This window comes from Erwinia sp. STN24 (assembly GCF_041320675.1).
Taxonomy (GTDB): domain Bacteria; phylum Pseudomonadota; class Gammaproteobacteria; order Enterobacterales; family Enterobacteriaceae; genus Erwinia; species Erwinia aeris.
On the sequence record NZ_JBGGPM010000001.1, the window covers coordinates 512,768 to 536,996 of the forward strand.

The window sequence follows — 24,229 nt, forward strand, 5'->3', positions numbered from 1 at the left end:
ACCAATGAGTATTTACGATACAGAACTGGTGACGCTGGATGGCGAACCGACGACGCTGGCGCAGTGGCAGGGCAACGTACTGCTGATCGTTAATGTCGCCTCTAAGTGCGGCCTGACGCCGCAGTATGAGCAGTTGGAAAATATTCACAAAGCCTGGCAGGATCGGGGTTTTGCCGTGCTTGGCTTCCCCTGCAACGCGTTTCTGGAGCAGGAGCCGGGCAGCAACGAAGAGATTAAAACGTTTTGCAGCACCACCTATGGCGTAACCTTCCCGATGTTCAGTAAAATCGAGGTCAACGGCCCGCATCGGCATCCGCTCTATCGCCAGCTGATTGCGGCAAGACCGGAAGCGGTAGCGCCGGAAAATAGCGGTTTCCTGGCGCGTATGAGCAGTAAAGGACGCGCGCCAAAAGAGCCGGGCGACATTTTATGGAACTTCGAAAAGTTCCTGGTTGGTCGCGACGGCACGGTGGTACAGCGCTTCTCGCCAGATATGACGCCGGAAGATCCTATTGTGATGGAAAGTATCAAAGCGGCGCTGGCAAAATAGATGCTGTTGCAGTGTGAGGGCGTTGCGGTCGCGCAGCGCCTCGCGCCCTTTACCGCCAGCGTTGATAAGGGCGAGCTGATCCATTTGCTTGGCCCTAACGGGGCAGGTAAAAGCGCCTTACTGGCGGCGCTGGCGGGATTGTTGCCGGCGGAAGGGCGTATCGTTTTCAACGGCACGTCGCTGTCGGCCTGGAACGGCTATGCGCTGGCCCGCCATCGCGCTTATCTGGCCCAGCAGCAGCGACCACCTGGCAGTATGCCGGTCTGGCATTACCTTAAGCAGCATCAGCTGGTGGACGAGGGCGATCGGATACTGATAACCCTTTGCGAAACTTTTCAGCTGGCGGATAAACTGGCTCGCTCGCTTAACCGCCTCTCCGGCGGGGAATGGCAGCGGGTGCGTCTGGTGGCGGTGCTCTGTCAGACTGCGCAGCCGGAAGGGCAGCTGCTGCTGCTGGATGAGCCGTTAACCGGTTTGGATCTGGCACAGCAGGCCGCGTTCGATCGCTGTGTGGCCGCCAGGGTCGCAGAAGGCCTGACGATTATCATGAGCGGACACGACATCAATCATTCATTGCATCACGCCCGGCGCATCTGGCTGCTGCAAGAGGGGGTTTTAGTGAGGCAGGGCGCCACGGAAGAGGTGTTACGGCCGGAAACGCTGTCGGCGGTGTATCACGTGCCTTTCAGAAAAATAGATGTAGAAGGACAATCGCTGTTGACCACGCTGTTTTAAACCAGCGGCAAAGAATAAAGGGAATCTGTTATGCGCTACCTGGTCTTATTACTGGCTATGCTGCTGGCGGGCTGTAGCAGCCATGCGCCGCCGCCGAACGGCCATCTTTCCGATTCCATTATGGTTATCGCCCGGCTGAACGAACAGCTCAGCGAGTGGCGCGGCACGCCCTATCGCTACGGCGGCATGGGACGCAGAGGCGTTGACTGCTCCGGGTTCGTTTATCTGACCTTTCGCGATCGCTTTGATTTGCAGCTGCCGCGTACGACGCTTGCGCAAACGAAAACGGGAACGCGCATCGGTAAAAAGGATCTGTTGCCTGGCGATTTACTGTTTTTTAAAACCGGCGCGGGAGAAAACGGTTTGCACGTCGGCATTTATGATACTGACGACCAGTTTATCCATGCTTCTACCAGCCAGGGCGTAATCCGATCGTCGCTGAATAACGTGTACTGGAAAAAAGTTTTCTGGCAGGCGAGGCGTATTTAATTAATATAGCCTGCTAACGAATTTCAGAAAAGGCTTATCTATCCGCCGGTTAACTTTTGTGGCTATAATAAACCCGGCGGGCCGGTTTAGCAGCTTATTGCATCAGGCTTTAACCAGCCCGTTAAAAGTGATTTCCCGTGTCGGATTTTGTAAAGATAGTTTAAAGAAATGCGCCACGGGGATATCTCAGCACGAAACTATGCTTTAATAGTAAAGCATTTTTTCTTGCTGAATATGTGATAGCTTAACCCGCTATGGGTTTTTATCCTGGTCGGTGTACAACAGGCGTATTAATGCGCCGTACGGCGGCTGCATCATGGCTGAATAAAAATGAATATCCATCTGGAAGCGGATTATAAAAGTCACACAGCTTTTAACCCGATCTACCGTTTCGGCGGGCAGCTTATCGCCGTCGAATTGCTCACGCATTTTTCCCACAGTACCGCTAACGTCGCCATCCCTCAGGAACTTTTACTACCACAGCTCAATACAGATCAGCGTATTCTTTTATTACAGAATCAGATCAACTGCATTGAACGACACGCCGATTTTTTTAGTCAGGAAAGAGTGAAGGTCACGCTGAAAATAGACGAACTGCTGGCACAAACCATCCTTGATAGCGAGTTTCTGAGCCGCAAACTGGACGCGCTGGCGTGGCTGGAGCTGGAAATTAGCGAAAGTTTCACCGACTTAAAGTTGGGGAAAGATCACCCCGGCCTGATGGCGCTCAGTGAAAGGTTTGATTTAAGCCTGGCGAATTACGGCGCAGGAAAAGCGCCGTCAAAAGCAGTATACGACAATCTCTTTTCCCGTATTAAGCTCGATAAAGGCTTTATTCAGCATAATATTAATCGGATCTCTTTTCAGCCGTTTATCAGTACGCTGCTGGAGCATATTAAGCCCCATTGCCAGCAGGTTATTGTCCAGGGCGTGGACGATATTACCGGCCTGGAAAAAGTCAGCCGCTATCAGTTCGACGGTATTCAAAGCGCGCTGTTTTCTCCGGTAACGGGAGAGTCGCTTTCCTCGCTGATTGTGCCGCCGAAAGAGCTGACAGGCGAAGCGATGTAATATCCCTTTACTCTCTCTGTGTTTACCGCAGCGTATGAGGTTTACACTTAAAGCCGGTACCGAAAGCGCATCAGGGCGTCGGTAAACAGTAAGGGGAGCGTATGCATTTTAACAATAGCTGGCATGACGAGCTGGCGGGATTTTATACCGCCCTCAATCCTACGCCGCTGAAAAACCCACGTCTGCTTTATCATAGCGCGCCGCTTGCGCGGGAGCTGGGGCTGGACGAAAGCTGGTTCACCGCCGATAAAACCGCTATCTGGAGCGGCGCGCAGCTGCTACCGGGCATGCAGCCGCTGGCGCAGGTGTACAGCGGACATCAGTTTGGCGTCTGGGCGGGACAGCTGGGCGACGGGCGCGGCATCCTGCTGGGCGAACAGCAGCTGGACGACGGCCGTAAAATGGACTGGCACCTGAAAGGCGCGGGCCTGACGCCCTATTCACGTATGGGCGACGGACGCGCCGTGCTGCGCTCTTCACTGCGCGAATTTCTTGCCTCCGAAGCGATGCATCACCTCGGTATTCCCACATCCCGCGCGCTGACGGTTGTCACCAGCGACGAGCCTGTGCAGCGGGAGACCACCGAGCGCGGCGCCATGCTGTTGCGCGTTGCGGAAAGCCACGCCCGTTTCGGCCACTTCGAGCATTTCTTTTACGCGCAGCAGCCGGAAAAAGTCCGCCAGCTGGCTGACTATTTAATCCGTCATCACTGGCCGCATTTGCAGGAGGAGCAGGATCGCTATCTGCTCTGGTTCCGTGATGTGGTCAGGCGCACGGCCAGGCTAATCGCCCAGTGGCAGAGCGTCGGTTTTGCGCATGGCGTAATGAATACCGATAATATGTCGGTATTAGGGATAACGCTGGATTACGGCCCGTACGGTTTCCTGGACGACTACAAACCGGATTTTATCTGCAATCATTCTGACTATCAGGGGCGCTACAGCTTCGATAATCAACCGGTGGTGGGGCTGTGGAACCTGAACAGGCTGGCGCACGCGCTTTCCGGGCTGCTGGATACCGCCCAGCTGAAGCAGGCGCTGGCGGAATACGAGCCGGAGCTGATGCAGTGTTGGGGCGACAGGATGCGCGCGAAGCTGGGGCTGCTGACGCAGGATAAAGACGATAACAACATTCTGACCGGGCTGTTGTCGCTGATGACTAAAGAGGGCAGCGACTATACGCTGACTTTCCGCATGCTGTGCGATACCGAGCAGCAGCAGTCGCGTTCGCCGCTGCGGGATGAGTTTATCGATCGTGAAGCCTTTGACAGCTGGTACAACATTTACCGTCAGCGGTTACTGCAGGAAGAGAGCGACGACGCTACGCGTCAGCAAAAGATGAAGCAGGTCAATCCGGCCGTGGTGTTAAGGAACTATCTGGCCCAGCAGGCGATTGAACAGGCCGAGCAGGATGACGTCAGCGTGCTGGCCAGGCTACACCAGGCGCTGATCAGGCCTTTTGATGACGCGCCGGAGTTTGCCGATTTGATGCGGCGTCCGCCAGACTGGGGTAAAAAGCTGGAGGTCAGCTGTTCGAGCTAAAGCGGGCGTGATGCAGGCTTGAACGAGGGTGATTAAACGGGCGCGATGCAGGCTTGAACAAGGGTGATTAAACGGACGTGATGCAGGCTTGAACCAGGGTGATTAAACGGGCGTGATGCAGGCTTTAACGAGGGTAATTAAACGGACGTGATGCAGGCTTCAACAAAGATGATAAAGCGGCAGGCAGGGTACGCCAGCGCGTCCATGCGCACGGTGTCCTGCCTGCTTTCAGGCCTGTCTTAGCGCCTCGCTTTAATCGCCTCGGCCAGCTGCGCTAACACCTCTTCGCTGTCACTCCAGCCCAGGCAGGGGTCGGTAATCGACTGGCCGTATACCAGCGGCGTACCGGCCTGCACTTTCTGGGTGCCTTCCTTCAGGAAACTTTCAATCATTACGCCGGCAATCGACGACGAACCGTCACGGATCTGCTGCGCTACGGACGCGGCGACCTCTTTTTGCAGGCGGTGCTGTTTCAGACAGTTGCCGTGGCTGAAATCAATAACCAGCCGTTCCGGCAGCCTGTGTTCGCGCAGGTTGGCGGCAGCGGCGGCGACGTCTTCCGCATGATAGTTTGGCCGCTTGCCGCCGCGCATAATGATGTGGCCGGACGGGTTGCCGCTGGTCTGATAAATGGTCATCTGTCCATGCTTGTCCGGCGACAGGAACATGTGGCTGGCGCGGGCAGCGCGTATCGCATCGACCGCAATCTGAATATTACCGTCCGTGCCGTTTTTAAAGCCAACGGGACAGGAAAGCGCGGAAGCCATTTCGCGGTGGATTTGGCTTTCTGTGGTACGGGCGCCGATGGCTCCCCAGCTGATGAGATCTGCCAGGAACTGACCCACCACCATATCCAGGAATTCGGTGGCCGTAGGCATGCCCAACCGGTTGATCTCCAGCAGCAGCTCGCGCGCTACGGCCAGGCCGTGATTCACCCGGAAACTGCCGTCAAGATCGGGATCGGAAATCAGGCCTTTCCAGCCCACCACGGTGCGCGGTTTCTCAAAATAGGCGCGCATCACGATTTCCAGCTCGGCGGCATGGCGCTGGCGCAGCGCGTTAAGCTTCGCCGCATAGGCCAGCGCGGCGTCGGGATCGTGGAGCGAGCAGGGGCCTATCACCACCAGCAGGCGGCGATCTTCGCCGGACAAAATCCGGGCAATACGCTGGCGGGAAGCGGTCACGTTCGCGGCGATATCAGGCGTGATCGGGAAACGCTGCGCCAGTTCGTCAGGCGTAATCAGGCTCTCGATGCGCGCGGTCCGCAGTTCATCTGTCTTGTTCATAGTTGTCCAAAAATTTTTTTCTTCGCAGCGGCGGAAATACCGGGAAGTGATGGCGATCACAATAAACCCGACACGGCGTGGATTTCAACCCGAAACGCCGGACAGAACGGCGCAACGGGATAAATATCACTTTTTCTGGCGCGGAATCAAAAAACGGCTGCGCCTCAGTACATTCGACGCGTCAGGCCCATGATATCTAAAATTTTCGTGGCGATTTCCTCAACGGAGTAATTGGTACTGTTGAGGTAACGGATCTGATGGGTACGAAACAGGGCTTCCACCTCGCCGACTTCCAGCCGACATTGCCGCATGGACGCGTAGCGGGTATTTTCCGCCCGCTCCTGGCGGATCGCGGCCAGCCGCTCGGGATCGATAGTTAAGCCAAACAGCTTGTTCTGGAAAGGCCGCAGCGCGGGCGGCAGCTTCAGGTTATCCATATCGTCGGCGATAAAAGGATAATTGGCGGCGCGAATGCCAAACTGCATGGCCAGATAGAGGCTGGTCGGCGTCTTGCCGCAGCGCGAAACGCCCAGCAGGATCACCTGCGCCTCCTCCAGCCCGCGCAGCGAGATACCGTCGTCATGTGCCAGGGTGTAGTCGATGGCGGCGATGCGCGCATCGTACTTGCCCAGGTTGTTGGCCGTCAGACCGTGCGTGCGGTTGGCGACCGGTGCGGGCGCTATGCCCAGCTCCTGCTGAAGCGGCGCCACCAGCGACTGGACGATGTCCTGACAGAAGCCTTCGCTTTGCAGAATAATTTCCCGGATTTCCGGCGTGACCACAGAAATAAACACCAGCGGGCGCAGGCCGCTTTTCTGCCAGATAGCGTTAATCTGCGCTTTGACCGCCTGCGCCCGCTGCACGTTTTCCACAAAGGGCAGCGTCACGCTGTTAATGTTGACAGGAAACTGCGAAAGCACCGCGTGGCCGAGCACTTCAGCGGTAATGGCCGTTCCGTCAGAAATATAAAATACGCTGCGTTCGTTGCTGTCCATTTTTCGATCCCTAAGAAACTGAGTGGCAGAGTAAATTAAACTACAGTCTTATAGCAATTAGCGCCAGCTGACGAAATTAAATTAAAATTTCACTTCTCATTGTAATGAACTTTTTGTTTTTATAAAAAGAAAGACGGGGCTGAAAAAGAGGATTAATGAAATAACGTTCCTGTTTGTCATGCGTAAAAAGCGCTATTTTCCGGAAAAGCATGCTAAAAGGGAATCAAAATAGCTCGCCACATCTCTTCCTTTTTTAAATAGCCCTTTTAATTAAAATAATCTTATATATCATAAGCTTAAATATATTTTTATCGCCCGAAATAAGATTGCTGTTCGCGGAATAGTCTTAAAGTTTTCCTTTTAGTCAGCTTGAACGATTCAACAGTTTCTTTCCATACACAGAATGTGCCAGGCTCAAAAACGCACGATGCTATTTCCATTAATTCATTCATAAAAGGATTGCTTCAATGTCCAATCAAGGCGCACTGCCGTTTGTGCTCTGGTATAACCAGCTTGGCATGAACGATGTTGATCGGGTGGGCGGCAAAAATGCCTCTCTGGGTGAAATGATCACTAATTTGTCATCGCTTGGCGTTTCCGTTCCCAACGGTTTTGCCACTACGGCCGATGCATTCAATCAGTTCCTCGATCAGAGCGGCGTCAGTGAGCGCATCCATACGCTGTTGGACAAAACCGATATTGATGACGTGGACGAACTGGCAAAAGCGGGTAAACAGATCCGCGAGTGGATTGTAGAGACGCCTTTTCAGCCAGAGCTGGAGCAGGCTATCCGTGAAGCCTACCAGCAGCTTTCCGCTGACGACGCCGAGGCTTCGTTCGCCGTGCGCTCGTCCGCTACGGCCGAAGATATGCCGGATGCCTCTTTCGCCGGCCAGCAGGAAACCTTCCTGAACGTACAGGGCTTCGACGCCGTGCTGGTGGCGGTGAAGCATGTTTACGCCTCGCTGTTTAACGACAGGGCGATCTCTTATCGCGTGCATCAGGGCTACGATCATCGCGGCGTCGCCCTGTCGGCTGGCGTACAGCGGATGGTGCGCTCCGATGCCGGCGCCGCTGGCGTAATGTTTACCATTGATACCGAATCGGGCTTCGATCAGGTGGTGTTTATTACTTCCGCTTATGGTCTGGGCGAGATGGTGGTTCAGGGCGCGGTTAACCCGGACGAATTTTATGTGCATAAGCCGACGCTGGCGGCGGGTCGTCCCGCTATCGTGCGTCGCAACATGGGCTCGAAAAAAATCCGTATGGTCTACGCCGATTCGCAGGCGCACGGCGAGCAGGTCAAAATCGAAGACGTGCCGGAAGCGGAGCGTGACCGTTTCAGCCTCAGCAGCGAAGAAGTGGAAGCGCTGGCGGCACAGGCAGTGCAGATTGAAAAACATTATCAGCGGCCAATGGATATTGAATGGGCGAAGGATGGTCACACCGGCAAGCTGTTTATCGTGCAGGCGCGTCCGGAAACCGTGCGCTCCAACGGCCAGGTGATGGAGCGTTATACGCTACAGGGGAAAGGTGCCGTAGTGGTGGAGGGACGCGCTATCGGCCACCGTATCGGTGCGGGCGAGGTCAAAGTGATCCACGATATCAGCGAGATGAACCGCATCGAAAAAGGTGACGTGCTGGTCACTGATATGACCGATCCCGACTGGGAGCCGATTATGAAGAAAGCGTCGGCAATCGTTACCAACCGTGGCGGGCGTACCTGTCATGCCGCCATTATCGCCCGCGAGCTGGGTATTCCTGCCGTGGTCGGCTGCGGTAACGCTACCGAGCTTCTGAAGGATGGCCATAAGGTCACCGTCTCCTGCGCAGAAGGCGATACCGGCTATGTTTACGACGATCTGCTCGACTTTGAGGTAAAAAGCTCACAGGTTGATGAAATGCCCGCGCTGCCGCTGAAAATCATGATGAACGTGGGCAACCCCGATCGCGCCTTCGACTTCGCCTGTCTGCCTAATGAGGGCGTGGGGCTGGCGAGACTCGAATTTATTATTAACCGCATGATCGGCGTGCATCCTAAGGCGCTGCTTGAGTTCGACCGTCAGACGCCGGAATTGCAGCAGCAGATCCGCAGCATGATGAAAGGCTTTGACGATCCGGTAGAGTTCTATATTGCCCGCCTGACGGAAGGCATCGCCACGCTGGGCGCCGCTTTCTCGCCGAAAAGGGTGATTGTGCGCCTGTCGGATTTTAAAACCAATGAGTACGCTAACCTGGTCGGCGGCGAGCACTATGAGCCGGAAGAGGAAAACCCGATGCTGGGCTTCCGTGGCGCGGGCCGCTACGTGGCCGACAGCTTCCGCGACTGCTTTGCGCTTGAGTGCGAGGCCGTCAAGCGCGTGCGCAACGAAATGGGGCTGACCAACGTCGAAGTGATGGTGCCGTTCGTGCGTACCGTCGCGCAGGCGAAAGCGGTGGTGGAAGAGCTGGGGCGTCAGGGCCTGAAGCGTGGCGAGAACGGATTAAAAATCATTATGATGTGCGAAATCCCTTCTAACGCGCTGCTGGCGGACGAGTTCCTGCAATACTTCGACGGGTTTTCCATCGGCTCAAATGATATGACGCAGCTGACGCTGGGGCTGGACAGGGATTCCGGCGTGGTATCAGAACTGTTCGATGAGCGTAACGATGCGGTGAAGGCGCTGCTGTCGATGGCGATCCGTTCGGCGAAAAAAGCCGGAAAATACGTGGGCATTTGCGGCCAGGGGCCATCCGATCACGAAGATTTTGCCGCATGGCTGATGGCAGAGGGCATCGACAGCCTGTCGCTCAATCCGGACACGGTAGTTCAGACCTGGTTAAGCCTGGCAGAACTGCCTAAAGCGTAGCGATTCATTACCAGATGCAGTGAAAGGCCGACTTGTTCGGCCTTTTTGCTTTGCTATGGATAAAAAAAAGCCCATCACATGGGATGGGCAAAGACTACACACAGCAATTCTTTAGGGTGTTTGGGGAAAAAGGTTGTTTATAAATCAGCGCGTTGCTGCTAAACATAACCGATATACTATTCCCCCCGCTGAAGTGAGTCTTTAAGAATCCTCTTATTAGTTTAAAGACGATAATATTTAATCACTGAAATTGCAGGCGTAAGGGGCGATATGTGTACTTATATTAATCAATTGTCGGTAAGTGAGACGGGAAGGGCGAAAAACCAGCGGATAATGGTAAAAGTTGCTTAACAAATGCGCCTTTTAAAGTAATAGGTGGTTTTAAAGCATTAAGGCGGTCAGGCATGCTAACCGCCTTAAAGTTATTGCTTAACTGAATTTTCCTGTTCTATTTCAGCAAGTTCTTCAACGACCTCTTCAGGATCGTCTCTGGGCGCGGGTTCTTCATGCATCCAGACCGATACCAGTCGATAAGAGACTGCCAGCACTACCGGGCCAATAAAGAGGCCGATCATGCCGAACGCCACCAGCCCGCCGATCACGCCGGAAAGGATCAAAATCATCGGCAAATCGGCACCCATTCTGATAAGCACTGGCCGCAGCACGTTATCCAGCGTGCCCACCACGCAGCTCCAGATCAGCAGGACGGTGCCCCAGGTGGTGTCGCCGCTCCAGTAGAGCCAGATGATAGCGGGGATCAGCACGACCAACGGCCCCAGCTGCACCAGGCAGGAGAGGATCATCACTACCGTCAGTACCGTAGCGTAAGGAATGCCGGAAATGGCCAGGCCGATACCGCCTAATACGCCCTGCACCAGCGCGGTAACCACCACGCCAAGCGCCACGGCGCGGATGGCCTGACCGGCAAGCAGCACCGCCGCGTCGCCGCGACGATGGGCCAGCCGATAGGCAAAGTGGCGAATGCCGTTACCCACCTGCTCACCGCGCCAGTAAAGCAGCACGCTGAACAGCAGCATCAGTCCCAGATGCAGCATAAAGCGACCAAAGTGTCCGGCCTGCGCGAATAAAAAGATGCTGGTGCGCCCGATATAGGGCTGAACGCTGGCCACCATCGCCGTGCCGCCGCCCGCCACCAGATGACGCCAGGCGGAATAGAGCTTTTTGCCCACCAGCGGAATGTCGTGTAGCCACAGCATCTGCGGCAGCATCACATGCCCCGAGGTCGCCCAGGCGATTACCGGCCCGCTGTTCTCAATCAGGCTGTTAACCAGCAGCGCGACGGGGATAACAAACAGCAGCACCAGCAGCAGCGTCATGGCGATCACCGCCAGTGAACGGCGCCCCCACAGCCAGCCCTGGATTTTCAGCATCAAAGGCCAGGTGGCGATCACCACCATGCTCGCCCAGGCGAATCCCAGCACAAAGGGCTGAACCACCCACAGACAGGCGACGATCAGCAGCGTAATAAACAGGATGGAGAAGATGATTTGCAGCATATCCCATCCGTTTTGCGTGTTCTTCATGTATGACCATTAACCTCAAGTAATAAAGTCGTCAGAAAGGCCGGAAAGCGGGAGCGGCCATTCCGCTCCTGATGTATTAAACGCATTTTCCACACAAACGGCACGTTATTCTTTTCACTGGGGTTTTGAAAGGGCGACAGGTCATAAAAAAATGTGATAAAACCATAAGAAAGAGCAAACGTTACACCTCAAACACAACCTGGTCACACGATAATGATCCCACAGATTTCTCAGGCGCCGGGCCTCGTTCAACTGGTGCTGAATTTTTTGCAGGCGTTAGAGCAGCAGGGTTTTACCGGTGATACCGCTACCAGCTATGCCGACCGTCTTACCCTGTCCACCGATAACAGCATCTATCAGCTGTTGCCCGATGCGGCGCTGTTCCCCCGATCCACAGCTGATGTTGCGCTGATTGCTCGTCTGGCGGGCGAAGAGCGCTATCGAAGCCTGGTCTTTACGCCGCGCGGCGGCGGCACCGGCACCAACGGCCAGGCGCTGAATCAGGGCATCGTGGTCGATATGTCCCGCTATATGAACCGCATTCTGGACATTAATGTGGAGCAGGGATGGGTAAAAGTAGAGGCGGGGGTGATCAAAGACCAGCTCAACGCCGCTCTGAAACCGCTGGGCTACTTCTTCTCGCCGGAACTCTCCACCAGCAACCGCGCCACGCTCGGCGGCATGATTAATACCGATGCGTCAGGGCAAGGCTCGCTGGTTTATGGCAAAACCTCCGATCACGTTTTAGGGCTGCGCGCGGTGCTGCTGGGCGGCGACTTGCTGGATACGCGGGCGATCCCGACAGGCGTGGCGGAGCAGCTGGCGGCGGAGCAAACGCGCGAGGGCGAAATCTATCGCACGGTACTGGAATGCTGCCGCGATCGCCGTGACCTTATTGTTGAGAAGTTTCCAAAGCTCAACCGCTTTTTGACCGGCTACGATCTGCGCCACGCCATCAGCGACGATTTGCAGCAGGTGGATTTAACCCGTCTGCTATGCGGCGCAGAAGGCACGCTGGCTTTTATTACCGAAGCCCGCCTGAACATCATGCCGATCCCCAAAGTGCGACGGCTGGTCAATATCAAATATGATTCCTTCGACTCGGCGCTGCGCAGCGCACCTTTTATGGTGGAGGCGCAGGCGCTGTCGGTTGAAACGGTTGATTCAAAGGTGCTGAACCTGGCACGGGAAGATATCGTCTGGCATTCGGTCAGCGAGCTGATCGCCGACGTGCCGGACCAGGAAATGCTGGGGCTGAATATTGTTGAGTTCGCCGGAGACGATAAGGCGCTGATCGACGGTCAGGTCGCCTCACTTTGCCAGCGGCTGGAAAGCCTGATGGCGGCCGGCGAGGCGGGCATTATCGGCTATCAGCTGTGCAATGATATTGGCGGTATTGAGCGCATTTACGCCATGCGTAAAAAAGCGGTCGGGCTGCTCGGCAACGCCAAAGGCCGCGCCAAACCGATCCCTTTCGTCGAAGATACCTGTGTGCCGCCGCAGCATCTGGCGGACTATATCGTCGAGTTCCGCCAGCTGCTGGACAGCCACAACCTGAGCTACGGCATGTTTGGCCATGTCGATGCGGGCGTGCTGCACGTGCGCCCCGCGCTGGATATGTGCGATCCACAGCAGGAAATGCTGATGAAGCAAATCTCCGACGAGGTGGTGGCGCTGACGGCGCGCTACGGCGGCCTGCTGTGGGGTGAACACGGCAAAGGCTTCCGTGCCGAATACAGCCCGGCGTTTTTTGGCGAAGCGTTATACAACGACCTGCGCCGCATCAAGGCGGCCTTCGATGCCGATAACCGGCTTAATCCGGGGAAAATTTGTGCGCCCCTGGGCGTTGACGAGCCGATGATGAAAGTGGATGCGGTAAAGCGCGGCACCTTCGATCGTCAAATTCCGGTCAACGTGCGCAGCGACTGGCGCGGCGCGATGGAGTGCAACGGCAACGGTCTGTGTTTTAATTTTGACGTGCGCAGCCCGATGTGTCCGTCGATGAAAATCACCGGCAATCGTATTCACTCGCCGAAAGGCCGCGCCACGCTGACCCGCGAATGGCTGCGGCTGCTGGCGGAGCAGGGCGTCGATCCGCTGGCGCTGGAACGCTCGCTGCCCCAGGCGAAAGTCAGCCTGCGCGGCATGATCGAGCGCACCCGCAACAGCTGGCACGCGAAGCGCGGCGAATATGATTTCTCGCACGAGGTGAAAGAGGCGATGTCGGGCTGTCTGGCCTGTAAAGCCTGTTCCACCCAGTGTCCGATAAAAATCGACGTGCCCGGCTTCCGTTCCCGTTTCCTGCAGCTTTACCACACCCGCTATCTGCGTCCGGTCAGCGATCACTTGGTCGCCGGCGTGGAAAGCTACGCGCCGCTGATGGCAAAAGCGCCCACGTTCTTTAACTTCTTTTTACGCCAGCCGCTGGTGCGCAAGCTGAGTAAGGATCATATCGGCATGGTCGATCTGCCGCTGCTTTCCTCGCCCAATCTGAAGCAGCAGCTGGCCGGGCAGCGGGCGGTGACCACCACCCTGGAGCAGCTTGAGGCGATGAGCGAAACGCAGCGCGCGCAGCATGTGCTGATCGTGCAGGATCCGTTTACCAGCTATTACGAAGCCAGGCTGGTCAGCGATTTTGTGACGCTGGTGGAGAAGCTTGGCTATCGGCCGGTGGTGCTGCCTTTCTCGCCCAACGGCAAGGCGCAGCATATCAAAGGCTTTTTACAGCGCTTCGCCAGAACCGCGCAGAAAACGGCGGATTTTCTTAATCGCGTGGCGAAACTCCAGCTGCCGATGGTCGGCGTCGATCCGGCGCTGGTGCTTTGCTACCGCGACGAATACAAAGAGATCCTTGGCGAAAAACGCGGCGACTTCCACGTGCAGCTGGTGCATGAATGGCTGCAAAATGCGCTGCCGGCGCGCCAGCCCGTCCCGCAAAGCGGCGAAGCCTGGTATCTGTTCGGCCACTGTACGGAAGTCACTGCGCTACCCGCATCCAGCCAGCAGTGGGCAGGGATATTCGCGCGCTTTGGCGCAAAACTGGAAAACGTCAGCGTAGGCTGCTGCGGTATGGCGGGCACGTACGGGCATGAAACAAAAAATCTGGCTAACTCGCTGGGTATTTATGAGCTGTCATGGCATCAGGCGCTGCAAAAACTGCCGCGCCAGCGCTGCCTGGCGACCGGCTATTCGTGCCGCAGCCAGGTGAAACGCCTCGAGGGTAACGGCATGCGGCATCCTTTACAGGCGCTGCTGGAGCTGCTTTAAGCAGCGTTCGGTAATGCCAGAGCAGATATCTTCACGCCGCCAGGGTATAATGGTCTGTTCTGGCGGCGAGCTACATAATTCGCGAGGCTTTGCGCACAAACTCATTTTGCAGCGCGGTCGCCTTATCCCATTCGCCGCTCAGCGCGAGCTGATGGCACAGACGGGTAAGCGAGTGGCGCGCCAGCTGCCAGGCTTGCATACGGAAGAGGCGTTCCCGCTCGGGATTACCTAATTCCTGCAACAGACGTTGATGCAGCCTGCCGAGCGCGTGCAGATAGCTCTGGTCGTCGCCGTTTAGCTGGCAGAGCTCGGCCATATCAAGACAGGTATCGTTAAACTTACGCAGCTGTTCCAGGGTGCATTCAGGCCGATTCACTTTGGCCTGCGCCATAGTGTAATCAACGGTGATATCCCGGATGGAAAACTTGTATTCATCAATTTTATGTTGCAGCCAGGCACTCATCGTCAGATTCATTCCGGGACCCATTCACGCTAATGATAATCATTATCATATTATAACTGGCGCATTATTCAACGCTGGCGCAAAAAATTTTTATCGATTTATGCTGCCTCTCAGATAAATTGGTAATAACAATACGCGTTAAGGATGAAAGGGGTAAAATAACTATTATTCCTGCTTAGCGCAGCGCGGCTGATATTTACTGGCTGCTTTTCAATGTGTTACCATTTCGTTAAATCACTGCGTGACACACATCGCAAACCTCTTCACAGGGTCTAAACTGAATAAAGAGGCCCAAAAAAGCCCGGTTGGCCTTAATCCCTGCAAAACAAGAGGTTGAAGAGACAATCATTATCACTAACATAGGGGTATCAGCCCGCAGGGCTACCGACTCGCGAGGTAATGTTATGCCATCAGCAACGACCGCTTCTTTTTCGCCGGACGATTTCGTCTGGAAAGGACTGACGCTTACCGACAGCGCCGCACAGCAAATCATCGCGCTGTCCGCCAGCGACCCGCACGTTAAGGGTTTAAAGCTGGGCGTTAAGACGTCCGGCTGCGCCGGATTCGGCTACACCATGGATTTGATTAAAGAGCCTGCGTCAGATGATTTAGTGTTTACCCATAACGGCGCGAATCTTTATGTGCCGCTGCAGGCTATGCCTTTTATCGACGGAACCGAAGTCGATTTCGTTCGTGAAGGCCTGAACCAGATTTTCAAATTTAATAATCCTAAAGCTCAACACGCCTGTGGCTGTGGTGAGAGCTTTGGCGTTGAGTAAATTTTATGTCCCGAAATACTGATACATCAGACGACGTGCAGGTCTGGGAAGGAAGCCGCCAGAAGTACAAGGAAGGATTCTTCACTCAGCTGCAAACCGAGGAGTTCGCCAACGGCATCAATGAGGATGTGGTGCGTGCGATCTCTGCTAAACGCAATGAGCCGGAGTGGATGCTTGATTTTCGCCTGAAAGCCTATGCGGCCTGGCTGGAGATGGAAGAGCCGCACTGGCTGAAAGCTAACTATAAGTCACTGAACTATCAGGATTACAGCTACTATTCCGCACCGTCCTGCGGCAGCTGCGATGACAGCTGCGCCTCAGAGCCTGGCGCACAGCAGACCTCCGGCGCTGCGGCGCCGAACTACCTGACGGAAGAAGTGGAAAACGCCTTTAAACAGCTGGGCGTGCCGGTACGCGAAGGGCAGGAAGTGGCCGTAGACGCCATTTTCGACTCCGTGTCGGTGTCAACCACCTATCGCGGCAAGCTGGCGGAGCAGGGCATTATTTTCTGTTCCTTTGGCGAAGCGATCCACGATCACCCTGAGCTGGTAAAACAGTATCTGGGCACCGTGGTGCCGGCCAACGATAACTTCTTCGCGGCGCTGAACTCGGCGGTAGCGTCAGACGGCACCTTCGTTTACATCCCGAAAGGGGTGCGCTGCCCGATGGAGCTGTCCACCTATTTCCGCATCAACGCGGCGAAAACCGGCCAGTTCGAGCGCACCATTCTGATTGCCGATGAAGGCAGCTACGTCAGCTATATCGAAGGCTGCTCCGCGCCGGTGCGCGACAGCTATCAGCTGCACGCGGCGGTAGTGGAAGTCATTATCCATAAAGATGCGGAAGTGAAATATTCTACCGTGCAGAACTGGTTCGCCGGCGGCGAAGCGGAAGGCGGCATCCTGAACTTCGTGACCAAGCGCGCGCTGTGCGAAGGCGAAAACAGCAAGATGTCCTGGACGCAGTCGGAAACCGGCTCGGCGATCACCTGGAAATATCCAAGCGTGATCCTGCGCGGCGATAACTCCGTGGGCGAGTTCTTCTCGGTGGCGCTGACCAGCGGACATCAGCAGGCCGATACCGGCACCAAGATGATCCATATCGGCAAAAACACCAAATCCACCATTATCTCCAAGGGGATTTCGGCGGGTAAAAGCCAGAACACCTATCGTGGCCTGGTAAAAATTATGCCGACGGCGACCAATGCCCGTAACTTTACGCAGTGCGACTCCATGCTGATTGGCGCCGAGTGTGGCGCGCACACCTTCCCATATGTGGAAGCGCGCAACAACACCGCGCAGCTGGAACACGAGGCGACGACCTCGCGCATTGGCGAAGATCAGCTGTTCTACTGCCTGCAGCGCGGCATCAGCGAAGACGATGCGATCTCCATGATCGTCAACGGCTTCTGCAAGGACGTTTTCTCCGAGCTGCCGCTGGAATTTGCGGTGGAAGCGCAAAAACTGCTGGCGATCAGCCTCGAACACAGCGTGGGCTGATCCCCGCTGCTTATTCATTTTGCGCAATGCCGAGAGGTATTGCCCAGGAAAGATTATGTTAAGCATTAAAGATTTACAGGTAAGTATCGAAGACAAAGAGATCCTGCGCGGCCTGAACCTTGAGGTGAAGCCGGGCGAAGTCCACGCGATTATGGGGCCGAACGGCTCAGGGAAAAGTACGCTTTCCGCGACGCTGGCGGGCCGCGAAGAGTATGAAATCACCGGCGGCTCCATTGAGTTCAAAGGCAAAGATCTGCTGGATCTGTCGCCGGAAGATCGCGCGGGCGAAGGCATCTTTATGGCTTTCCAGTACCCTGTGGAAATCCCTGGCGTCAGCAACCAGTTTTTCCTGCAAACGGCAGTCAACGCCGTGCGTAAATATCGCGACCAGGAATCGCTGGATCGTTTCGACTTCCAGGACTTTATCGAAGACAAAATTCACCTGCTGAAAATGCCGGAAGATCTGCTGACCCGTTCAGTCAACGTCGGCTTCTCCGGCGGCGAGAAAAAACGCAACGACATTCTGCAAATGGCGGCGCTGGAGCCGGAGCTTTGCATCCTTGACGAAACCGACTCCGGTCTGGATATCGATGCGCTGAAAATCGTTTCAAACGGCGTGAACACGCTGCGTGACGGCAAGCGCGCTTTTATCATCGTCACGCACTACCAGCGTATCCTGGACTACATCAAGCCTGACTTTGTGCACGTGCTCTATCAGGGAAAAATCGTGAAATCAGGCGATTTCTCGCTGGTGAAACAACTGGAGGAGCAAGGCTATGGCTGGCTTACCGAACAGGAATAGTGAAAACGCCCTGCAGCAGTGGCATCACCTGTTCGAGACCCAGGGCGAGCAGCGTTCTTTGCAGGCTCAACAGCACTGGCAGCAGGTGCTGCGTTTAGGACTGCCGACGCGCAAGCATGAGAACTGGAAATATACGCCGCTGGATGGCCTGCTGGCGCACAACTTCGTGCTGCCGACGGCCGCCGAGCTGAGCGCAGCGGACGTTGCCGCGCTGGCGCTGAATATCGACGCGATTAAACTGGTTTTCGTCGATGGCCGGTTCAACGCGCAGCTGAGCGACAGCAGCTGGGATCAGTTTGATATTCAGATTGCCGCAGGCCGCCGCGAGCTGAGCGCACCGATCCAGCCTGAAGTTTTCCTGCACCTGACGGAAAGCCTGGCGGAAGAGGTGACCACTATCCATCTGCCGCGCGGCAAATCGGCCGAACGTGCCGTTTACCTGCTGCATATCAGCAGCGGCAGCGCGCAGGACGAGATGAACACCTCGCATTATCGTCACCATCTGCAGCTGGACGAAGGCGCAGAGGCGACGATTATCGAGCATTACGTCAGCCTGAATGAAAGCACGCACTTTACCGGCGCTCGCTTTACCGCGACCGTAGGCAATAATGCGCGACTGACGCACTACAAGCTGGCTTTCGAGCACGCAAGCAGCAACCATTTTGCGCATAACGATCTGCTGATCGAACGTGATGCGCGCGTGCAGAGCCACAGCTTCCTGCTGGGCAGCGGGCTGGCCCGCCACAATACCAGCACGCAGCTGAACGGCGAGGGTACCGAGCTGTCGATCAACAGCCTGATGCTGCCGGTAGAGAAAGAAGTGTGCGACAGCCGAACCTATCTGGAGCACAACAAAGGCTACTGCCAGAGCCGTCAGCTGCATAAAACCATCGTGCGTGACAAAGCCCGCGCGGTGTTCAACGGCAAGATCGAAGTGGCGAAGCACGCGCTGAAAACCGATGGCCAGATGACCAACAACAACCTGCTGTTGGGACGCCTGGCGGAAGTGGACACCAAGCCGCAGCTGGAAATCTATGCTGACGACGTGAAGTGCAGCCACGGCGCAACCATTGGCCGTATCGACGACGAACAGATGTTCTATCTGCGCGCTCGCGGCATCAGCGAAGAATCTGCTCAGCGCATGATTATCTACGCCTTTGCCGCCGAGCTTACCGAAGCCATCACGGACGAGGTACTCAAGGAGGCGGTGATGCAGCGTATCGCACAGCGCTTCCCCGGAGGCATCAAATGAGTTTTGACCTGACGCGCGTCAGGGCCGATTTTCCTGTTCTGGCGCGAGAAGTGAATGGCCAGCCGCTGGCCTACCTTGACAGCGCCGCCAGCGCGCAGAAACCGCAGGCGGTGATCGATGCGGAAAGCCATTTCTACGAGCACGGCTATGCGGCGGTGCATCGGGGTATTCACACCCTGAGCGCCGAAGCGACCACGGAGATGGAAGAGGTTCGCGCGCACGCCGCGCGTTTCCTTAACGCCGCTTCGCCAGAGGAAATCGTGTTTGTTAAGGGCACAACCGAGGGGATTAACCTCGTTGCCAGCAGCTGGGGCGGCAGCCAGCTGCAGCCCGGCGACAACATCATCATTACCGAGATGGAACACCACGCCAATATCGTGCCGTGGCAGATGGTGGCCGAGCGCACCGGCGCGGAAGTGCGCTTTATCCCTCTGACGGCCGACGGCGAGCTGGATCTGGCCGCGCTGCCAAAACTGATGGATAGCCGCACCCGTATGCTGGCCGTCACGCACGTTTCCAACGTGCTGGGCACCATCAATCCGGTCAAAGAACTGGTGGCGCAGGCGAAAGCCGCAGGCGTCGCTACGCTGATTGACGGCGCACAGGCCGTGATGCATGCAAAAGTCGACGTGCAGGATCTGGACTGCGACTTTTATCTGTTCTCCGGCCATAAAATATACGGGCCTTCCGGCATCGGCATCCTGTACGGGCGTAAAGCCATGCTGGATCAAATGCCGCCGTGGGAAGGGGGCGGATCGATGATCGCCACCGTCAGCCTGACCGCCGGCACCACCTACGCCGCCGCGCCGTGGCGCTTTGAGGCAGGCTCGCCGAATACCGGCGGCATCATGGGCCTTGGCGCGGCGCTGAAATGGGTGGAAGCGCTGGGGCTGGATAACATTGCGCAGCGCGAGCAGACGCTGATGCGCTACGCGATGGACAAGCTGGCTTCCGTGCCGGATCTGGTCATTTACGGCCCGCAGCATCGCGCAGGCGTGATCGCCTTTAATCTGGGCAAGCATCACGCCTATGACGTGGGCAGCTTCCTGGATCGCTACGGTATCGCCATTCGTACCGGTCACCACTGCGCCATGCCGCTGATGCATCACTACGACGTCCCGGCGATGTGTCGTGCTTCCTTTGTTTTGTATAATAGCGAGGAAGAGGTCGACCGCCTGGCGGCAGGCCTGACACGTATACATATGCTGCTGGGCGGTTAAACCGCCCAGGCAAAGGAGAACTGCATGGCAACACTGCCCGATAAAGAGAGACTGGTTCGCAACTTTTCCCGCTGCGCCAACTGGGAAGAGAAGTATCTCTATGTGATTGAACTGGGCGCGAAACTGCCTGCGCTGCCGGACTCGCTGCACCAGCCGGAGAATACCATTTCCGGCTGCCAGAGCCAGGTCTGGATCGTGATGGAACTGGACGAGCAGGGCCGCGTGCTGCTGCAGGGCGACAGCGACGCCGCTATCGTTAAAGGGTTGATTGCCTTGGTGTTTGTGCTTTACCAGCAGATGACCCCGGCGGAAATTCTCGATTTTGACGTGCGGCCGTGGTTCAGCGAGCTGGCGCTTACCCAGCACCTGACGCCGTCGCGCTCGCAGGGTCTGGAAGCGATGATCCGTGCTATTCGCCAGAAAGCGCAGGACAGTATCAGCCGCTAAGTTGCTACACTTCTCGACAGGCTTCCCGTCATGATGACGGGAAGTGTTGTTTACCTGGCGAGAAATAAAAATGAAAACTCTACTCCTCTCTTCGTTATTTTTTTTCTTCTCTCTGGCGCGTGCGGCCGATTATCCGCTTCCCGCCGCCGACAGCCGTTTAATTGGCGAAAACCAGCTTTATACCGTGCCGGATGACGGGCGCTCGCTGGAAAGCATTGCCGCGCACTTTCAGACGGGCCTGTTAGGGATGCTGGAAGCCAACCCCGGCACCGATCCCTGGCTGCCGAAAGCGGGATCGAAACTGGTTATCCCTACGCAGATGCTGCTGCCCGATACCAAAAGGGAAGGGATCGTGGTCAACGTGGCCGAGCTACGGCTCTACTATTATCCAAAAGATGAAAATAAGGTGGTCGTTTACCCGATAGGCATTGGCCAGCTTGGCGCCAACACGCCTGCGATGGTGACGCGCATCAGTCAGAAGATCCCTAACCCCAGCTGGACGCCCACGCCGAATATCCGCAAGCGCTACGCGGCGGAAGGCAAAACCTTGCCAACGACCATACCCGCCGGGCCGGATAACCCAATGGGGCTGTATGCGCTGCGCCTGGCTTACGGCAAAGGCCACTATCTGATCCACGGCACCAACGCGGATTTCGGCATTGGGATGCGGGTCAGCTCCGGCTGTATCCGCCTGCGGCCTGACGATATCGAAAACCTGTTTAACAGCGTGCCTGAAGGCACCCGCGTGCAGATTATCAATCAGCCCGTTAAGTACGCCACAGAGCCGGACGGCAAGCGCTATATCGAAGTCCATCAGCCGCTGTCCCACAGCGAGAAGGACGATCCACAAACGATGCCGATTGCGCTGACCGCGCAAACCAAAAAATTTGTAGGCAGCGCGCTGAGCGATAGTCAGGTTATTAAGGAAGCATTAAAAAGACGTGCGGGATTGCCGGTGCTGGTGAATAAGGGCGAAACGTCGGCGTCTGAGAGCGTCCCAGAAGCGCTTTAAGCGATTATCTTCGTGAAGCGAGGGCGGAAGTGGGCAGAAAGCCATAAAAGGGCTGCAACGCATTCTGAAGCCTTCGCGCTTTAAGCGCTAACGCAAAGCGATGGCCAGAGCTGGGGGCGGGGCCCGGAACGCACTCTGCAGCCGCAAAGCGGGGCTGGAATGGGGGGCAGTTAAAAATGGGCGGGAACGTATTCTGCAGCCGCGAAGCGAGGCTGGACGGGGAACAGTTATAAACGGCCCGGAACGCTTTCTGCAGCCGTGAAGGCGACAGGCAAAAAAAATGGCGCACAATGTGCGCCATTTTTAAACCAGAACTCTTACTTACGGTAAGAGTGAGCCTGGTTGTCCAGACGCTGGTTAGCGCGTGCTGCGTCGTCTTTAGCAGCCTGAACGTCAGAACGGATTGCGTTCACGTCGTTGCTCAGCTGGTCAACTTTAGCGTTCAGAGTCTGAACGTCGGTAGACAGCTGGTCGATTTTAGCGTTGCTTGAGCAACCGGCCAGCAGAGTAGAACCCAGGATTACCGCGCCCAGTACCAGTTTAGTACGATTCATTATTTATACCCTCTAGATTGAGTTAATCTCCATGTAGCGTTACAAGTATTACACAAAGTTTTTTCCAATGAGAATAAATTTTTGGTTAGAACGTGCTTAAATTTGATCGTTCGCTCAAAGAAGCACCGTCTTTACGAAAAAGCCCAAAAAATTTAGCGAAAACAGACGATTTCAATCGGACTTATCTCGCCTTACAGCGCAATTGAATAGTTAATCTCGATTGGAATTTTTAGAAAAACCTTTGAGCTAAGCTGTAAAAAAAGCGCCACTCAGGGCGCTTTTTCACTACAAGGCGTAATCTTTGATTACAGAACGTGCACAGACGCGGTATTCGTGGTTCCGCTTGGCACCAGTGCGCCAGAAACCATCACCACGACATCGCCTTTACGACCGTAGCCGCTGGCGATAGCCGCTTCTTTACCGATACGGTAAAAATCATCGGTAGAAGCGATTTCTTTTACCACGGACGCCACAATGCCTTTGCTCAGGATCAGCTGACGCGCGGTCTGTTCGTTGGTGGTTAACGCCAGGATAGTCGCGTTCGGGAAATATTTGCGTACGGACTTGGCTGACTTACCGCCTTCGGTTGCCACCACAATCAGCGGCGCTTCCAGCTTCTCGGCAGTTTCTACTGCGCCACGGCACACGGCTTCCGTGATGCGCATTTTGCGGCTGTCATGCTGAGAGTCGATACGGCTTTTCATCACGCGATCGGTACGTTCGCAGATGGTAGCCATAATGGTGACGGATTCCAGCGGGTATTTACCCTTGGCGCTTTCGCCAGAGAGCATAACCGCATCGGTGCCGTCCAGGATGGCGTTAGCCACGTCGCCCGCTTCTGCACGGGTAGGGCGTGGGTTTTTGATCATCGAGTCCAGCATCTGCGTAGCGGTAATTACCACTTTGCGTGCGCGGTTACATTTCTTGATCATCATCTTCTGCGCGAAAATCACCTCTTCAACCGGGATTTCCACACCCAGGTCGCCGCGCGCCACCATGATGCCGTCGGAAGCGTCCAGGATCTCATCAAAATTGTTCAGGCCTTCCTGATTTTCAATTTTAGAGATGATCTGAATATGCTCGCCGCCGTTCTGCTTCAGGTGCTCGCGAATTTCCAGCACGTCAGAACGCTTGCGGATAAAGGAGGCGGCAACAAAATCCACGCCCTGTTCGCAACCAAAAATCAGGTCACGCTTGTCTTTTTCGGCCAGCGCTGGCAGCTGGATAGAAACGCCAGGCAGGTTAACGCCTTTGTTTTCGCCCAGATCGCCGTTGTTCAGTACCTTACAAACCACGTGGTTTTCGGTCACTTCGGTGACTTCCATGCCGATCAGGCCATCGTCCACCAGGACGGTGTTGCCGATAGAGAGATCGGAAGTGAAGCCAGAATAGGTCACCGCCACGCGCTCGCTGTTGCCGATAACGGACTGGTCGGTGGTGAAGGTAAAGGTCTGACCGGCTTTCAACGACACGTCCGCGCCGCCTTCCAGCTTCATGGTACGAATTTCTGGCCCTTTGGTGTCCAGCAGAATAGCGGCCTGCTTGCCGGTTTTGCTCATCACCGCGCGCAGGTTAGCGATACGCTTACCGTGCTCATCGTAATCGCCGTGAGAGAAATTCAGACGCATAACGTTCATGCCCGCGTCCAGCAGGTTGGTCAACATTTCTTCCGATTCGGTTTTTGGACCGATAGTACAAACAATCTTGGTCTTTTTCATGACGAGTCATCTGTTAAGTTGTGATGGATGAAATAAAGCGTAATCCCGGTGATTGGGGGTGCGACCGCCCGAGCGGCGAACTGCGATACAGCTTAAGGATAGGTGACAGAAAAAAAGCGTGCAGAGGAAGTTTAAACGCGGTTTTGGCGCAGGCGC

At 55.7% G+C, this 24,229-nt stretch carries 20 protein-coding genes; 14 read left to right on the forward strand and 6 right to left on the reverse strand.

Features of this window, described 5'->3' with window-relative positions; translation table 11 throughout:
• Positions 1-4 precede the first annotated feature (4 nt).
• The 5 genes from ACA373_RS02500 (at position 5) to ACA373_RS02520 (ending at position 4,386) form a co-directional block, all read left to right on the forward strand.
• Positions 5-550: a glutathione peroxidase gene (locus ACA373_RS02500; protein ID WP_253454459.1), complete on the forward strand. Its 546-nt coding sequence runs from the start codon at positions 5-7 to the stop codon at positions 548-550.
• On the forward strand, positions 551-1,285 hold the full coding sequence (gene btuD / locus ACA373_RS02505; protein WP_370733950.1) for a vitamin B12 ABC transporter ATP-binding protein BtuD: 735 nt from the start codon (positions 551-553) through the stop codon (positions 1,283-1,285).
• Between the two features lie 30 nt (positions 1,286-1,315).
• The gene (locus tag ACA373_RS02510; RefSeq protein ID WP_370733951.1) at positions 1,316-1,774 is read left to right on the forward strand and encodes an NlpC/P60 family protein; all 459 of its coding nucleotides are present in this window, start codon (positions 1,316-1,318) and stop codon (positions 1,772-1,774) included.
• A gap of 330 nt (positions 1,775-2,104) precedes the next feature.
• A complete protein-coding gene (locus ACA373_RS02515) occupies positions 2,105-2,845 on the forward strand; it encodes an EAL domain-containing protein (protein ID WP_253454456.1) in 741 nt (246 codons plus the stop codon).
• A gap of 101 nt (positions 2,846-2,946) precedes the next feature.
• Positions 2,947-4,386 (forward strand): protein adenylyltransferase SelO, encoded by a 1,440-nt coding sequence (locus ACA373_RS02520; protein WP_370733952.1) that lies wholly within the window; start codon positions 2,947-2,949, stop codon positions 4,384-4,386.
• Between the two features lie 239 nt (positions 4,387-4,625).
• On the opposite strand, the gene ACA373_RS02525 is transcribed toward ACA373_RS02520, so the two are convergent.
• Together ACA373_RS02525 and ACA373_RS02530 are read right to left on the reverse strand one after the other, a co-directional pair.
• A complete protein-coding gene (locus ACA373_RS02525) occupies positions 4,626-5,672 on the reverse strand; it encodes a 3-deoxy-7-phosphoheptulonate synthase (RefSeq protein WP_370733953.1) in 1,047 nt (348 codons plus the stop codon).
• A gap of 164 nt (positions 5,673-5,836) precedes the next feature.
• The gene (locus ACA373_RS02530; protein WP_125289768.1) at positions 5,837-6,667 is read right to left on the reverse strand and encodes a pyruvate, water dikinase regulatory protein; all 831 of its coding nucleotides are present in this window, start codon (positions 6,665-6,667) and stop codon (positions 5,837-5,839) included.
• A 467-nt stretch (positions 6,668-7,134) separates the two neighbouring features.
• On the opposite strand from ACA373_RS02530, the gene ppsA reads away from it, so the two are divergent.
• Positions 7,135-9,516 (forward strand): phosphoenolpyruvate synthase, encoded by a 2,382-nt coding sequence (gene ppsA / locus ACA373_RS02535; protein WP_301251801.1) that lies wholly within the window; start codon positions 7,135-7,137, stop codon positions 9,514-9,516.
• Between the two features lie 422 nt (positions 9,517-9,938).
• On the opposite strand, the gene ydiK is transcribed toward ppsA, so the two are convergent.
• On the reverse strand, positions 9,939-11,060 hold the full coding sequence (gene ydiK, locus ACA373_RS02540) for an AI-2E family transporter YdiK (protein ID WP_253454452.1): 1,122 nt from the start codon (positions 11,058-11,060) through the stop codon (positions 9,939-9,941).
• Between the two features lie 213 nt (positions 11,061-11,273).
• Between ydiK and ACA373_RS02545 the strand changes: the two genes are divergently transcribed.
• Positions 11,274-14,327, forward strand: coding sequence for an FAD-binding and (Fe-S)-binding domain-containing protein (locus tag ACA373_RS02545; RefSeq protein WP_301729665.1), 3,054 nt, complete (start codon positions 11,274-11,276; stop codon positions 14,325-14,327).
• Between the two features lie 70 nt (positions 14,328-14,397).
• On the opposite strand, the gene ACA373_RS02550 is transcribed toward ACA373_RS02545, so the two are convergent.
• Positions 14,398-14,802 (reverse strand): hypothetical protein, encoded by a 405-nt coding sequence (locus tag ACA373_RS02550; protein WP_253454450.1) that lies wholly within the window; start codon positions 14,800-14,802, stop codon positions 14,398-14,400.
• Between the two features lie 392 nt (positions 14,803-15,194).
• On the opposite strand from ACA373_RS02550, the gene sufA reads away from it, so the two are divergent.
• The 7 genes from sufA (at position 15,195) to ACA373_RS02585 (ending at position 21,801) form a co-directional block, all read left to right on the forward strand.
• Positions 15,195-15,569 (forward strand): Fe-S cluster assembly scaffold SufA, encoded by a 375-nt coding sequence (gene sufA / locus ACA373_RS02555; protein ID WP_125289773.1) that lies wholly within the window; start codon positions 15,195-15,197, stop codon positions 15,567-15,569.
• 5 nt (positions 15,570-15,574) lie between these two features.
• Positions 15,575-17,068: a Fe-S cluster assembly protein SufB gene (gene sufB, locus ACA373_RS02560; protein WP_125289774.1), complete on the forward strand. Its 1,494-nt coding sequence runs from the start codon at positions 15,575-15,577 to the stop codon at positions 17,066-17,068.
• 55 nt (positions 17,069-17,123) lie between these two features.
• The gene (gene sufC, locus ACA373_RS02565; RefSeq protein ID WP_370733954.1) at positions 17,124-17,870 is read left to right on the forward strand and encodes a Fe-S cluster assembly ATPase SufC; all 747 of its coding nucleotides are present in this window, start codon (positions 17,124-17,126) and stop codon (positions 17,868-17,870) included.
• The gene (gene sufD, locus ACA373_RS02570; RefSeq protein ID WP_370733955.1) at positions 17,845-19,122 is read left to right on the forward strand and encodes a Fe-S cluster assembly protein SufD; all 1,278 of its coding nucleotides are present in this window, start codon (positions 17,845-17,847) and stop codon (positions 19,120-19,122) included. The genes sufC and sufD overlap by 26 nt, the downstream gene beginning before the upstream one ends.
• Positions 19,119-20,342, forward strand: coding sequence for a cysteine desulfurase SufS (gene sufS / locus ACA373_RS02575; RefSeq protein ID WP_370733956.1), 1,224 nt, complete (start codon positions 19,119-19,121; stop codon positions 20,340-20,342). The genes sufD and sufS overlap by 4 nt, the downstream gene beginning before the upstream one ends.
• 24 nt (positions 20,343-20,366) lie before the next feature.
• Positions 20,367-20,789, forward strand: coding sequence for a cysteine desulfuration protein SufE (gene sufE / locus ACA373_RS02580; protein ID WP_253454447.1), 423 nt, complete (start codon positions 20,367-20,369; stop codon positions 20,787-20,789).
• 70 nt (positions 20,790-20,859) lie between these two features.
• Positions 20,860-21,801 (forward strand): L,D-transpeptidase family protein, encoded by a 942-nt coding sequence (locus ACA373_RS02585; RefSeq protein WP_301251806.1) that lies wholly within the window; start codon positions 20,860-20,862, stop codon positions 21,799-21,801.
• A gap of 317 nt (positions 21,802-22,118) precedes the next feature.
• On the opposite strand, the gene ACA373_RS02590 is transcribed toward ACA373_RS02585, so the two are convergent.
• Together ACA373_RS02590 and pykF are read right to left on the reverse strand one after the other, a co-directional pair.
• Entirely contained in the window at positions 22,119-22,355 is a 237-nt protein-coding gene (locus ACA373_RS02590; protein WP_016169824.1) for a major outer membrane lipoprotein, read from the reverse strand.
• 305 nt (positions 22,356-22,660) lie between these two features.
• The gene (pykF, locus tag ACA373_RS02595) at positions 22,661-24,073 is read right to left on the reverse strand and encodes a pyruvate kinase PykF (RefSeq protein ID WP_125289780.1); all 1,413 of its coding nucleotides are present in this window, start codon (positions 24,071-24,073) and stop codon (positions 22,661-22,663) included.
• Between the last annotated feature and the right edge of the window lie 156 nt (positions 24,074-24,229).

Bases quoted from the DNA above. Each gene is read 5' to 3' on its own strand.
- ACA373_RS02500 (WP_253454459.1), top strand. From the start codon at position 5: ATGAGTATTTACGATACAGAACTGGTGACGCTGGATGGCGAACCGACG.
- btuD (WP_370733950.1), top strand. From the start codon at position 551: ATGCTGTTGCAGTGTGAGGGCGTTGCGGTCGCGCAGCGCCTCGCGCCC.
- ACA373_RS02510 (WP_370733951.1), top strand. From the start codon at position 1,316: ATGCGCTACCTGGTCTTATTACTGGCTATGCTGCTGGCGGGCTGTAGC.
- ACA373_RS02515 (WP_253454456.1), top strand. From the start codon at position 2,105: ATGAATATCCATCTGGAAGCGGATTATAAAAGTCACACAGCTTTTAAC.
- ACA373_RS02520 (WP_370733952.1), top strand. From the start codon at position 2,947: ATGCATTTTAACAATAGCTGGCATGACGAGCTGGCGGGATTTTATACC.
- ACA373_RS02525 (WP_370733953.1), bottom strand. From the start codon at position 5,672: ATGAACAAGACAGATGAACTGCGGACCGCGCGCATCGAGAGCCTGATT.
- ACA373_RS02530 (WP_125289768.1), bottom strand. From the start codon at position 6,667: ATGGACAGCAACGAACGCAGCGTATTTTATATTTCTGACGGAACGGCC.
- ppsA (WP_301251801.1), top strand. From the start codon at position 7,135: ATGTCCAATCAAGGCGCACTGCCGTTTGTGCTCTGGTATAACCAGCTT.
- ydiK (WP_253454452.1), bottom strand. From the start codon at position 11,060: ATGAAGAACACGCAAAACGGATGGGATATGCTGCAAATCATCTTCTCC.
- ACA373_RS02545 (WP_301729665.1), top strand. From the start codon at position 11,274: ATGATCCCACAGATTTCTCAGGCGCCGGGCCTCGTTCAACTGGTGCTG.
- ACA373_RS02550 (WP_253454450.1), bottom strand. From the start codon at position 14,802: ATGAATCTGACGATGAGTGCCTGGCTGCAACATAAAATTGATGAATAC.
- sufA (WP_125289773.1), top strand. From the start codon at position 15,195: ATGCCATCAGCAACGACCGCTTCTTTTTCGCCGGACGATTTCGTCTGG.
- sufB (WP_125289774.1), top strand. From the start codon at position 15,575: ATGTCCCGAAATACTGATACATCAGACGACGTGCAGGTCTGGGAAGGA.
- sufC (WP_370733954.1), top strand. From the start codon at position 17,124: ATGTTAAGCATTAAAGATTTACAGGTAAGTATCGAAGACAAAGAGATC.
- sufD (WP_370733955.1), top strand. From the start codon at position 17,845: ATGGCTGGCTTACCGAACAGGAATAGTGAAAACGCCCTGCAGCAGTGG.
- sufS (WP_370733956.1), top strand. From the start codon at position 19,119: ATGAGTTTTGACCTGACGCGCGTCAGGGCCGATTTTCCTGTTCTGGCG.
- sufE (WP_253454447.1), top strand. From the start codon at position 20,367: ATGGCAACACTGCCCGATAAAGAGAGACTGGTTCGCAACTTTTCCCGC.
- ACA373_RS02585 (WP_301251806.1), top strand. From the start codon at position 20,860: ATGAAAACTCTACTCCTCTCTTCGTTATTTTTTTTCTTCTCTCTGGCG.
- ACA373_RS02590 (WP_016169824.1), bottom strand. From the start codon at position 22,355: ATGAATCGTACTAAACTGGTACTGGGCGCGGTAATCCTGGGTTCTACT.
- pykF (WP_125289780.1), bottom strand. From the start codon at position 24,073: ATGAAAAAGACCAAGATTGTTTGTACTATCGGTCCAAAAACCGAATCG.